Source organism: Microlunatus speluncae, assembly GCF_009299835.1.
Lineage (GTDB): Bacteria > Actinomycetota > Actinomycetes > Propionibacteriales > Propionibacteriaceae > Microlunatus > Microlunatus speluncae.
In genome coordinates this window covers 1-12,242 of the sequence record NZ_VKCZ01000018.1, presented here as the reverse complement: position 1 = coordinate 12,242, position 12,242 = coordinate 1, and the positions used below count along the sequence as shown (strand labels likewise).

The following is a 12,242-nucleotide window of genomic DNA, read 5'->3' as shown; positions in this document are numbered from 1 at the left end:
CCCTGTCAAGAGCGGAGTCGGAGATGATCTTGGGATTGGATTCCGGCCTGACCTCGACCAAGGCGGTGATCTTCGATCACCGAGGTCGCGTGACCGGATCGGCGACGGCACCGACGCCGCGGTCCGAGCTGGCCGACCGGCACAGCGAACGGGACCCGGATGATCACTGGGCCACCACCGCGCGGGTGATCGCCGACGCCGTCCGGGCGGCCGGCCATCCGGACCGATCCCGGCCCCGAGAGATCGAGGCGATCGCCCTGGCCGGGCACGGCGACGGGCTCTATCTCGTCGACGACCGGCTGCGACCGGTCGGCCCGGCCGTGCTGTCCAGCGACACCCGGGCGACGCCGATCCTGCGCCGCTGGGCCACCGGCGACGTGTTCGAGCAGGCGCTGCGCGCCGGCGGCACGGTGCCGTTCGCCGGATCGCCGGCCCCGCTGCTCGCCTGGTTCGCCGATCATGAACCGATGGCGCTGCGCCGCGCCCGCTGGCTGCTCACCGCCAAGGACTGGCTCCGAGCCCGGCTGACCGGTTCGATCGCCACCGACCCGACCGATGCCGCCTCCTCCTTCACCGATCACGGCCGCTGGGACTACTCCGACGAGCTGCTGGGCCTGTTCGGGCTGTCCGCGCTGCGGCCGAAGCTGCCGCCGATCCGACCGTCGGCCTCGGTCGCCGGGACGCTGACCGCCGCGGCCGCCGGCCTGACCGGCCTCCCCGCCGGACTGCCGGTGATCACCGGCCTGCACGACGTCACCGCCAGCCACCTCGGCACCGCGGGTCCGCGGCTGGGCCAGGCCACCGTGATCGCCGGGACATTCGGCGTCAACGTCGCGCTCGCCGATCGGCCGGTCGCCTCGGCCCGGGTGACCTGCCGGCCCGGTCCGGTGCCGGGCCGCTGGACGCTGCGCCGCACCTCCCCCGCCTCCGGCGCCAACCTCGACTGGGCGGTCAGCCGATTCGCGCCGACCGGCGCCATCGAGGGATCGGTCGGGCCATCGGTCGATCGGGCGTTGGCCGCCCCGGCCGACGACGATGCGCCGTGCTATCTGCCGTACCTCTTCGGCGGTCCCTGGGACGGGCCGCAGACCGCGTCCCTGCTCGGCCTCCGGGCCGCGCACACCGAGGTCGATCTGCTCCGCGCCGTGCTCTACGGGGTCACCTTCACCCACCGAACGGACCTCGAACTGGTCTGCGGCCTGGTGCCGGTCGAAACGGTGCACCTGGCCGGTGGCGCGGCGGCCAACCCGCGCTGGGCCCAACTGTTCGCCGACGTGCTCGAGCGGCCGATCGAGGTCACCGGGACCGGCTGGAGCGCGGCGCTCGGGGCGGCCCTCTGCGGAGCGGTCGCGATCGGGGCCGCCGCCGATCTGGCCACCGCGTTTGCGCTGCTGAGCGGAGCCCGGCGGGTGATCGAACCGGACCCGGACCGATGGCCAGCGTTGCGCCGCGGCTATGCGACCTTCCTCGACCAGCTCCGCCGATCGTGAGGAGCTGATCATGTCCGACCGGCTCATCGTCATCCTCGGCGATCCGATGATCAGTGCCGAGACCGTACGGATGGCGTTTCATGATCGACTTCCGGCCGGGTGGCGACCGTGGACCCAGGACTGGGCGGCGCCGACCGAGGAGGTGATCGAGGCGAATCGACTCGTCGAACGAGGGGGCCCGGACGCCTTCCGACCGCCCTGGCCGGAGCTGGACGATGATCAGGTCGGCGGCGTGATCACCCACTTCTACCCGCTCCCCCGGGCCCTGTTGAGCCGCTGGCCGCGGCTCGACTTCGTCGCGACCCTGCGCGCCGGCACCGAGCACATCGACACCGCCGAACTCGACCGCCGCGGCGTGACGCTGATCCGCAACACCGGCCGAAACGCCAATGCCGTGGCCGAATTCACCGTCGCGGCGATGCTCGGCCAGCTGCGCCGGTTGGGCGAGGGACAGCAGGCGATCCGCACCGGCGGCTGGCGACCCGAGATCCCGGCGGGCGGCTTTCGCGAGCTGACCGGGCGCACCATCGGCCTGATCGGCTACGGCGCCGTCGGCTCCCTGGTGGCGCGTCGACTGAGCGGCTTCGAGCCCCGGCTGCTGGTCTTCGACCCCTGGCTGGATCCGACCGGCCTGCCGGCGGGTGCCGAGGCCGTCGCGTTGCCGGACCTGTTGGCCCGCGCGGAGATCATCTCGCTGCACGCCCGCTCGACCCCGGAGACCCGGCATCTGATCGGCCCGGCCGAGCTGGACCGGCTGCGGCCGGACGCGATCTTGATCAACACCGCCCGGGCCGAGTTGGTCGACGAGGCGGCCATGATCGAGCGGCTGGTCGACGGCCGGCTGGCCGGAGCGGCCCTGGACGTGTTCGGCACCGAGCCGCTGCCCGCCGACCACGTGCTGCGCCGGCTGACCACGGTCGCCCTGTCGCCCCACGTTGCCGGCTTCACCGTCGAGGCCCGGACCCGGGCCCCGGCCCTGCTCGCCGACCGCGTCCTGGCCCACCTCACCCGGCCCTGACCGCCGTCCCGAATCCCGGCCCGATCGACGACGGCCGGCGGTTCGGGTTACCCTCCTACCGATAACGACAACGGTTTTCAATAAGAGGGGATCTGATGAGAAAGCTGCGCTGGGCCTTGGCCGCGGCCACGATCGCGACCGTGCTGGCCACCGGGGGCTGCGGCACCCCGGCCGACCCGGCCGCCCCGCCGGGCGGCGCCGACACCAAACGCCCCGAAGTCACCGGCCCCCGGATCACGGTCAGCTACCAGGGCGGCCTGCTGGTGCTGGATCGGGACACCCTGGAGCCGGTCGCCGACCTGAAGCTGCCGGGCTTCCTCCGGCTCAACCCGGCCGGTGATCAACGGCACCTGTTCGTGTCCACCGAGGACGGCTTCCGGCTGCTCGACACCGGCGTCGAGGTGGTCGGCCACGGCGACCACAACCACTACTACGGCGACCAGGCGGCGTTCACCGACACCACCTACCCCGCGCCCGAGCCCGGGCACGTCGTCCGGCACGCCGGCAAGGTGGCGCTGTTCAGCGACGGCGCCGGGACCGTGCAGGTGATCGATCCGGCCAAGCTCGGCGACGGTCCGACTGCCCCGACCTGGACCGCCCCGGATCCGCACCACGGCGTCGCCGTTCCGCTGGACGACGGCGGACTGTTCGTCAGCGTCGGCACCGAGGAGGGCCGGACCGGCGCGATCGTGCTCGACCCGGCCCTGCAGCCGGTCGCGACCAGCGACGACTGCCCCGATCTGCACGGCGAGGCTACCTCCGGCAACGGCACCGTGCTGGCCGGCTGCAGCGACGGGGTGCTCCTCTGGAAGGACAACACCTTCGTCAAGATCGCCAGCCCCGACGACTACGGCCGGATCGGCAACCAGGCCGGCTCGGAGCACTCCGACGTCGTCCTCGGCGACTACAAGTCCGATCCCGACGCCGAACTGGAGCGGCCGACCCGGGTCAGCCTGATCGACACCGAGAAGGAGAAGCTCACCCTGGTCGACCTCGACACCAGCTACACCTTCCGCTCCCTGGGCCGCGGCCCGAACGGCGAGGCGCTGGTCTTCGGCACCGACGGCCGGCTGCACGTGATCGACCCCGCTACCGGCAAGATCACCGCCCGGATCAAGGTGACCGACCCCTGGCAGGAACCCATCGCCTGGCAGGATCCCCGCCCCACCCTGCTGGTCGAAGACAGCACCGCCTGGATCACCGATCCCGCCACCTCGACCATTCATGTGGTCTATCTGCCCGGCAAGAAGGTGGTCGACTCCGTCGAACTGCCCGAGGTGCCGAACGAGATCAGCGGCGTTCGCTAGATCACCATCTTTCAACTTGAATGGGGTGGCATCTCGCGGGGATCTGATCTTGCCGACTGCCAAACCGAGCGCCTGAACTGATCACAGCGTGTCGTTCCTGAGTCTGTCGAAGGGCAGGCAGGTCGGGTGTCATGAGGCTTGCCCTTCGACAGGCTCAGGGAACGGAACAAGCCCTCGTGATCAGCCATACGCTCGGTTTGGCGGTCGGCAAGACGAGGGTTCCGCTCGGCTGTGGCGGTAAACCCCTGTGCGCTCCCAAGGGAGCGGTGGGGTCTGGGGGATAGGTGCGCGGGCGTGGATGGGACTGGCCGTCGCCCGCACACCCAAATAGCGGTAGCGGCAGAGACTGACCGCGGGCGACTGGTTGCCCGCGCACCTATCCCCCAGACCCCACCGCGGCAGGACGCCAGCCCAATAGCTTGATCACAGTTCGTCGGCACGGCCCGTCAATCCATCGTTCGGTGGATACGACGGCCGTTCGGATGACGTACGAAATCGATCGATCGGATGGCCGTTCCGTTGATCCGTGGAAGCGAAGCCCCGGGCAGGCTCGTCGGTAACGGCGAACCAGGAGGAACGGCCATGGCGGTCATCGAGGTCACCGAACTGCACAAGCGTTATCGCGACAAGATCGCCCTGCGCGGGGTGTCGTTCGCGGTCGAGCGGGGCGAGATCTTCGGCATCCTCGGCCCGAACGGCGCCGGCAAGACCACCACGGTGGAATGCGTGAACGGGTTGCGCCGACCGGATTCCGGCTCGGTGCGGGTGCTCGGGCTGGACCCGCAGCGAGACGGGCGACGGCTGCGGCATCGGGTCGGCGTGCAACTGCAGGAGAGCGAACTGCCCGAACGACTGACGGTCCGGGAGGCGCTGGGACTGTACGCGTCGTTCTATCCCGACCCGGCGGACCCGGACCGGTTGATCGACGACTGGGGTCTGACCGAGAAGCGGAACGCGGCGTTCGCCCGGTTGTCCGGCGGACAGAAGCAGCGGCTGTTCATCGCCTTGGCGCTGATCGGGAACCCGGAGATCGCCGTGCTCGACGAACTGACCACCGGGCTCGATCCGCAGGCCCGCCGCGGCGCCTGGTCGCTGATCGAGGCGATCCGCGACCGCGGCGTCACCGTGGTGCTGGTCACCCACTTCATGGAAGAGGCCGAGCGGCTCTGTGACCGGATCGCGGTGATCAACGACGGCCGGATCGTCGCGCTGGACACGCCTGCCGGCCTGGTCGATCGGGTGGCCGGCGGTCAGCGGATCCGGTTCCGGCCGTCCGCGGCCGTACCGGACGGACTGCTGAGCTCGCTGCCGGAGGTCATCGAGGTCCAGCAGAGCGGCGGACAGTTGACGATCACCGGCTCCGGTCCGGTGCTGCAGTCCGTGGCCGTCGCCCTGCACCGGCAGGACATCCGGGCCGAGGACCTGCACCTGGAGCGAGCGACCCTCGAGGACGCCTTCGTGACGCTCACCGGCCGACCGTTCGAGAACTGACGAAGGAGTGATCATGAAGGCCTTGCGAAAGTTGATCTTCACTGAGTTCCTCCTCTTCGTCCGGGCCCCGGAGTCGGTGTTCTTCGTCCCGGGACTGCCGCTGCTGCTGGTGATCGTGTTCGGAACGATCTTGAACCCGGCCGGAACGCCCGAGGAGCTGCGCGGCCCGCTGCTGAGCTACTTCCCGGCGATGGTCCTGGTGCTGACGCTGGCGATCATGTCCATCCTGATCATGCCGTCGACCCTGGCCGGCTATCGGGAGAAGGGCATCCTCCGTCGACTGGCCACCACCCCGACCCGACCGGCCATGGTGCTGGTCGCCCAGCTCGTGGTCAGCGGCGGCATGGCCCTGGCCACCCTGCTGCTGGTCACCTTGGTCGGCCACTTCGCGTTCGACTGGTCGCTGCCCGCGCACCTCGGCGCGGTCGCGGTCGCGTTCGTCCTCGGCGTGCTGGCCCTGCTGGCGCTCGGTCTGCTGGTCGCCGCCGTCTCCCGAACCGGCAACGCGGCCACCGGGATCGGCCTGTTCGTGTTCTTCCCCAGCCTGTTCCTCAGCGGCGTGGCCCTGCCGACCGAGGCGATGTCGCCCGAGCTGGCTCGGATCAGCCAGTTCACGCCGCTCGGTGCGACCATGCAGGGACTGCGGGACGCCTGGGGCGGTACGTTTCCCGAACAGGGTCACCTCCTCGCCCTGGTGTTGATCACCGTGGTCTGCGGGGCCGGTGCGATCAAACTGTTCCGATGGGAGTGAGTCCGATGGGCCCGACCGGCATCGTCCGCCCGCTCGACCGTGACCCGGCGGTCGAGCGGCGGGACCGCTGGCTGTGCCCGGCGCTCGGGGTGGCCGGGCTGGCCGCCGCGATCGGCTTCGCCGCGGCCACCGGCGCGGCTGCGGCGATGGCGGCGGACACGATGCTGCTGGTCGTGTTGGCCCTGGCCTGGTTGGCCGGATCGGCGTGGTGGCAACCGCGGCGCACCGAGCTGCCCTGGCTGGTGCCGATCCTCTTCGCCGGGCTGCTGATCCTGTGCGCGCTGCTCGCCGTCCGCAGTCCGGCCTTCTTCGCGTTCGGCTGGGTCGGCTATCCGTACGCATTCACCCTGTTCTCGGGCTACTGGGTGCTGATCGCGGTGACGGCGACTGCCGTCGGGCAGTACGCCGGGCTGATCGCCATCGGGGTGCCGAGCGATGCGCTGGTGTTCATCCTGCCGATCGGGATCTTCGTCCCGGTGGTCGTGGCCGGCTGGATCGGCGTGGTCGAGGACCGCCGGCGCCGGCGGGCGACCGCGGAGCTCGCGGCGGCGAATCGGCAATTGGAGGCGGCCCTTGCGGAGAACGCCGGGCTGCACACGCTGCTCCTGGAGCGGGCCCGGGAGAGCGGCCAGGTGGCCGAGCGGCAACGGCTGGCCCGCGACATCCACGACACCCTGGCCCAGGGCCTGACCGGCATCGTCACCCAGGTCCGCGCCGCCGAACGGGCCGCCGACGACCCCGATCAGTGGCGGTTCCACCTGGGCCGGGTCGAGTCGCTGGCCCGGGAGAGCCTGGCCGAGGTGCGCCGCTCGGTCCAGGCGCTGCGACCCGGCGGGCTGGCGGATTCGCAACTGCCGGCCGCACTGGCGGCGCTGGCGGAGCGCTGGTCCGAGGCGCACGAGGTCCCGGCGACGGTCCAGGTCACCGGCGTCGCCGGTCCGCTGCCGACGGCGATCGAGGTCGCGCTGTTCCGGGCCGCGCAGGAAGGTTTGACCAACGTCGCCCGGCACGCCCGGGCGAGCCGGGCCGGCCTCACCCTCTCCTATCTGGACGACGTGGTGTTGCTCGACCTCCGCGACGACGGTGTCGGCTTCGACCCCGGCGCCAGTGCCACCGGATTCGGGCTGGCGGCGATGCGGCAACGGTTGCGAGCCGTGGCTGGCACGCTGGAGATCGAGAGCTCGGACGGACAGGGCACCGCGATCAGCATCCAGGTGCCGCGAACGACTGCGGAGGAATGATCATGAACGCCAGGGAACCGATCCGGCTGTTGATCGTCGATGATCACCCGATCGTCCGGGAGGGGCTGCGGGCCGCGTTCAGCGGCGAGCCCGACTTCGTCGTCGTCGGTGAGGCCGGTGACGGTGACGAGGCCGTCACCCTGGCCGGCACGCTGACCCCGGACGTCGTGCTGATGGACCTGCGGATGCCGAAGATCGACGGGGTCACGGCGATCCGGCGACTGGCCGAGACCGCTCCGAGGCTGCCGATCCTGGTGCTCACCACCTTTGACGCCGACACCGACGTGCTGCCCGCGGTCGAGGCGGGCGCGGTCGGCTACCTGCTCAAGGACGCGCCGACCGCCGAACTCCTGGAGGCGGTCCGGGCCGCAGCCGCGGGCAAGACCGTCCTGTCTCCCGCCGTCGTCGGCCGCCTGGTCGACCGGCTCCGCACCCCGCCTCCGAGCCCGCTCAGCCCGCGCGAACTCGAGGTGCTGGCCCTGGTCGCCGCCGGCGCCTCCAACCGCGAGGCCGCCGACCGGCTCTTCATCAGCGAGGCCAGCATCAAGACCCACCTCGTGCACATCTTCGACAAACTCGGCGTCCGCGATCGGGCTGGCGCCGTCGGCGAGGCCTACCGCCAACACCTCCTCGACTGAGCCTGGCCCTGGTCGGGCGCTGGCGCGGGCTCGTCCCGTTCCCTGAGCCTGTCGAAGGGGCCAAACCAGACAGCGCCCGTTCTCCCGCCGGTTTCGGCCTGACGGAACCCCGGGAGAACGGCAAGGTCTGGCCCTTCGACGGGCTCAGGGAACGAACGGATCAGGGTACGAACACGGACACGCTCAGGGAACGAATACCCAACGCTGGTCAGAGGCGGCCGGTGATCCGGCTGACGCTGGCGGCTGGCAAGGTGAGTCGAAGGGAGCCGTTGCCTGCAACGGACTTCGCCGCACCGGGTGCAACTCGATCCGGATCCTCGAACGTATTGTGATCATGGATGTCGTCGGTGGCCAAGGTGATCATGGTCGCGTCGGAGACGGCACCACCCCGGACGGTCAGTTCGACGTCGGCCTCGGCGTTCGGATCCGCGTTGACCAGCGTCAGACAGAGCCGGCCGTCGCGGACCGAGGCGGAGCCGCTCACGGCGCGCAGCTCGACGGTGCGCTTGTCCTCGTAGCAGAGCGAGGCCTGGGCCTGGCCGTCCTCGCCGTTGCTGATCACCGGCGCGTCGCTGACCACGCGCAGCGCGGTGCCGCCCTGATGCTCGGCGTACAGCGCGAAGACGTGATAGGTCGGCGTGGCGACGACCCGGGTCTCGTCCACCAGCAGCATCGCCTGCAGCACGTTGATCAACTGCGCGATGTTGGCCATCACCAGCTTGTCGGCGTGGTTGTGGAAGATGTCCAGGCTGAGCGCGGCGACACAGGCGTCGCGGATCGTGTTCTGCTGGTAGAGCCCGCGCGGCGGCTTGCCTTCCTGGGGCGGATGCCAGGTGCCCCACTCGTCCAGGATCAGGCCGATCCGGCGGTCCGGGTCGTAGCCGTCCATGATCGCCCGGTGGCCGGTGATCACGCCCTCGATACCGATCGCCTTGGTCAGCAGTTCCAGCCACTGCGCGTCGGTGTATTCGGTCGCGGTGCCGGCGGTGCGGCAGTAGTAGTGGGCGGCGAAGTATTCGACCTTGTCCAGCCGGTTGCCCCGGGTGCCGCGGGCGATCTGGTCGAAGAAGCGCCGGGTCCAGGGCCAGTCCCAGCCGTTCGGGCCGCAGGCGACGGGCGCGTTGACGGTGCCGCCGAAGGGGAAGGCGAAGGTGCGGTAGCGGGCGTACTCCTCGGCGTAGAACTCCGGCGTCAGGTTCCCGCCGCAACCCCAGTTCTCGTTGCCGATCCCCCACCAGCGGATGTCGAACGGGTCCTCCGCGCCGTTGGCCCGGCGCTCGTCGGACAGGGTGGTGCCGGATGGATGGTTGCAGTACTCGATCCAGTCCCGCATCTCCTGCGGCGTGCCGGAGCCCAGATTCGTTGCCAGGTAGGGTTCCGCGCCGATGGCCTTGGCGAACGCGAGGAACTCGTGGGTGCCGAATGCGTTCGGTTCCTCGGCCATGCCCCAGTGGATGTTCAGCCGGGTCGGCCGGTCTTCCCGCGGCCCGATCCCGTCCCGCCAGTGGTAGTCGTCGGCGAAGCAGCCGCCGGGCCAGCGCAGGACCGGGATCCGCAATCCCTTGAGCGCCTCGATCACATCGGTCCGCAGCCCGTCCACATTCGGTACGGAGCTGTCCGGGCCGACCCAGATGCCGGGATAGATCAACTCGCCGAGATGTTCGGCGAACTGGCCGTGCAGTTCGGGGGCGATGCGGCCGATGGGCTCCTCGGGGAGCACGGACAGTCGGACAGCGGTCATGCGGTGATCACTACCTTCCGGGAAGTCGGTACAGCTCGCGGGCGTTCTCGGTGAAGATGCGCTCCCGCACCGGCGCCGGCAGCGGCACCTGGAACGCCTTCGCGGGATTGTCGAAATCCCAGTGCGGATAGTCGGTGGAGAACATGATCTTGTCCACGCCGCCGAGCTGATCGAACAGGGTGAGCAGATCCTTGGGCCGGTGCGGTTCCTCGATCGGCTGGGTGGTCATCCAGATCGACTCGCGGATGTACGACGACGGCGGCCGGGTCAGCTGCGGCACCTCGGCCCGGAGCCGCTGCCAGTGATGATCAAGTCGCCCGGCCAGCGCCGGCAGCCAGGCGAAGCCACCCTCGATCAGCACCACCTTCAGCGCCGGGAACCGCTCGAAGACGCCCTCGATCACGTAGCTGGCGACGTGGGCCTGGAAGGCCTGCGCCATCCCGGTGTGATCTTCGATGTAGTACGACGGCCAGCCGGTCGCCGAGATCGGCACGCCGCGGGAGCCGCCGCCGAAGTGGATCCCGATCGGCAGCCCGTGCCGTTCGGCTGCCTCATACATCGGCCAGTACTTGCGCCGGCCCAACGGCTCCGCGGTACGCACGGCCAGCAGCACCTGGACGAAGGCCGGATGATCACCGACCCGATCGATCTCCCGGACGGCAAGATCAGGATCCTCGGTCGGCACCACCACCCCACAGCGCAGCCGGGGCTCCTTCTCGTACCACTCGGCGAGCTGCCAGTCGTTGGTCGCGGCGGCCAGCGCCGCGGAATACTCACCGTTCAGCTGGGTGCCGGCCGGGCCGAGGCAGTTGAGGATGCCGTACTCGACGTTGAGCGGATCGAGATGCTGCTCGCGCATGAAATCAAGATCGGCACCGGGCAACAGGCCGGACGGCGGCCAGGCGTCGCCGCGAGCGGCGTGCGGCGCACCCTTCGGATAGACCGAGCCGGGATGGCCCCGCGGCCCGAACTCGTGATGGTGCCGGCGCCAGCGCTCGGACAGGAACGGATCCAGCGATCCGGGCGACAGCACGTTGTGGATGTCGCAGTCGATGATCGCCGGCGTGGTCCGGCCGGATTTCTCACGGGACAACAGACCCTGCGTCATGATCAACTCCCCAGCCGGTAGGTGTCCCGGGCGTTGCCGCCGAGGATCGCGCGGCTCAACTCGTCCGGCAGTGCGGCCGGCAGGGCCGCCGCGGCCGCCGGAAACTGCAGGTGCGGATAGTCGGTGGAGAACAACAGCAGTCCGGGATCGCCGAGCTGGTCGATCACCTGGAGCAGCAGCGGATCGGCGGCCGGCGCGTCCAGCGGCTGCACCGTGAACCGAAGCCGCTGCCGGATGATCTCCGAGGGTGGCTGCCGAACCCAGGGCACCTCGCGGCGCAACCCCTTCCAGTTCTTGTCGAACCGCCACATCAGCGCCGGCAGCCAGGTGAAGCCGGATTCAATCAGGACCACCCGGAGGTCACCGAACTCGGCGAACACACCCTCGCTGACCAGGCTCAGCACCTGGTTCTGGAAGGCCTGCGCCACCGCCACGTAGTCCTCGAGATAGTAGGTCGGCCAGCCCACCGGTGTGATCGGATTGCCGCTGGCCCCGCCGGCCTGGATGCCGACCACCAGCCCGGCCCGCTCGGCCGCGGCGAAGATCGGCCAGTAGGCGCGGCGGCCGAGCGGCTCCCGGGACCGGGCGGGCAGGGTCACCTGGACGAACTCGGGGTGACCGGCCCAGCGCTCGATCTCGGCCACCGCCAGCGCCGCGTTCTGCGACGGGACGACCAGCGATCCGCGCAGCCGCGGCTCCCGCTGAAGCCAGTGCTCGGACTGCCAGCGGTTGACCGCCGTGGCCAGGGCGGCGGCAAGATCATCATTGTGGACGGCGTCCACGGCGAACGTGCAGTTCATGATCGCGATGGCCGTCCGCCACGGATCCAGCAACTGGGCCCGGGTCAGCTCCAGACTCGATCCGGGTGGACCGTCCGCCGGCCGACTGCCGGGCAGGAACACGCCCTCGACACTCGGATAGAGATTCGACTCCGGCTTGCCCATCCCGGACTCGGCCAGATAGTCCCGCCAGCGCGACTCGAGATAGGGCGTCAGCACCGCCAGCGACGGCACCGTCAGCTGGACGTCGGCATCGACCACGTCGACGTCACCCCAGGCCGCCGGGCGGGCATACTCCGCAAGCGCCGCGCCGCCGGGAGACTCCATCGCCCTACCTCGATATCAGATCAGTGTCATATTGTGGAATCAATGACCCATATTCTGGAATCAGAGTGTAACGCCAAACCTACGTCCCGGACAACCGCCTGTTCCGCTCCCTGAGCCCCGTTGAAGGGCGCCTGTTCCGTTCCCTGAGCCCCTCGAAGCATGTCCTGAGCCTGTCGAAGGGGCAGCCACTCGGTGCCTCTCCCGGCGGCCGGTCCGGCAGCGTCGTCGAGTGTGACGATAACGACGCGGCAGCAGCCCCAAAGTCAAGCGGTCTAAGCAACTTTGGTCAGGAATTTGTTCAGGGCCTGTGCTGGGGTCTTGAGGTCGAGGGTGGGTCGGGGTCGAGCGTTC

General features: G+C 70.0%; 10 protein-coding genes. 7 read left to right on the top strand and 3 right to left on the bottom strand.

Going from position 1 to position 12,242, the window contains the following annotated elements; all coding sequences use genetic code 11:
* Positions 1–23 precede the first annotated feature (23 nt).
* The 7 genes from FNH24_RS21575 to FNH24_RS21545 all read left to right on the top strand — a co-directional run bounded on the left by FNH24_RS21575 (position 24) and on the right by FNH24_RS21545 (position 7,936).
* Positions 24–1,490, top strand: coding sequence for an FGGY-family carbohydrate kinase (locus tag FNH24_RS21575; protein ID WP_152364316.1), 1,467 nt, complete (start codon positions 24–26; stop codon positions 1,488–1,490).
* A 10-nt stretch (positions 1,491–1,500) separates the two neighbouring features.
* Complete coding sequence (locus FNH24_RS21570; RefSeq protein WP_161606250.1) at positions 1,501–2,508, top strand: NAD(P)-dependent oxidoreductase; 1,008 nt, start codon at positions 1,501–1,503, stop codon at positions 2,506–2,508.
* 95 nt (positions 2,509–2,603) lie between these two features.
* Positions 2,604–3,815: a zinc metallochaperone AztD gene (aztD, locus tag FNH24_RS21565; RefSeq protein WP_152364314.1), complete on the top strand. Its 1,212-nt coding sequence runs from the start codon at positions 2,604–2,606 to the stop codon at positions 3,813–3,815.
* 582 nt (positions 3,816–4,397) lie between these two features.
* Positions 4,398–5,306 carry an ABC transporter ATP-binding protein gene (locus tag FNH24_RS21560; RefSeq protein WP_152364313.1) on the top strand — a complete coding sequence of 303 codons (909 nt, stop codon included), beginning with the start codon at positions 4,398–4,400 and terminating at the stop codon, positions 5,304–5,306.
* A gap of 13 nt (positions 5,307–5,319) precedes the next feature.
* Positions 5,320–6,057, top strand: coding sequence for an ABC transporter permease (locus FNH24_RS21555; protein WP_152364312.1), 738 nt, complete (start codon positions 5,320–5,322; stop codon positions 6,055–6,057).
* The gene (locus FNH24_RS21550) at positions 6,048–7,298 is read left to right on the top strand and encodes a sensor histidine kinase (RefSeq protein WP_217428410.1); all 1,251 of its coding nucleotides are present in this window, start codon (positions 6,048–6,050) and stop codon (positions 7,296–7,298) included. Before FNH24_RS21555 ends, FNH24_RS21550 begins: the two co-directional genes overlap by 10 nt.
* A gap of 2 nt (positions 7,299–7,300) precedes the next feature.
* Entirely contained in the window at positions 7,301–7,936 is a 636-nt protein-coding gene (locus FNH24_RS21545; RefSeq protein ID WP_152364311.1) for a response regulator, read from the top strand.
* A gap of 208 nt (positions 7,937–8,144) precedes the next feature.
* Here the strand turns inward: FNH24_RS21545 and FNH24_RS21540 are convergent, their stop codons facing one another.
* Genes FNH24_RS21540 through FNH24_RS21530 form a run of 3 tightly spaced genes read right to left on the bottom strand, consistent with a single transcriptional unit; the run spans position 8,145 to position 11,891 of the window.
* Positions 8,145–9,677, bottom strand: coding sequence for an alpha-N-arabinofuranosidase (locus FNH24_RS21540; RefSeq protein WP_152364310.1), 1,533 nt, complete (start codon positions 9,675–9,677; stop codon positions 8,145–8,147).
* A gap of 10 nt (positions 9,678–9,687) precedes the next feature.
* Complete coding sequence (locus FNH24_RS21535; protein ID WP_152364309.1) at positions 9,688–10,785, bottom strand: amidohydrolase family protein; 1,098 nt, start codon at positions 10,783–10,785, stop codon at positions 9,688–9,690.
* Between the two features lie 2 nt (positions 10,786–10,787).
* Positions 10,788–11,891 (bottom strand): amidohydrolase family protein, encoded by a 1,104-nt coding sequence (locus FNH24_RS21530; protein ID WP_152364308.1) that lies wholly within the window; start codon positions 11,889–11,891, stop codon positions 10,788–10,790.
* Positions 11,892–12,242 lie beyond the last annotated feature (351 nt).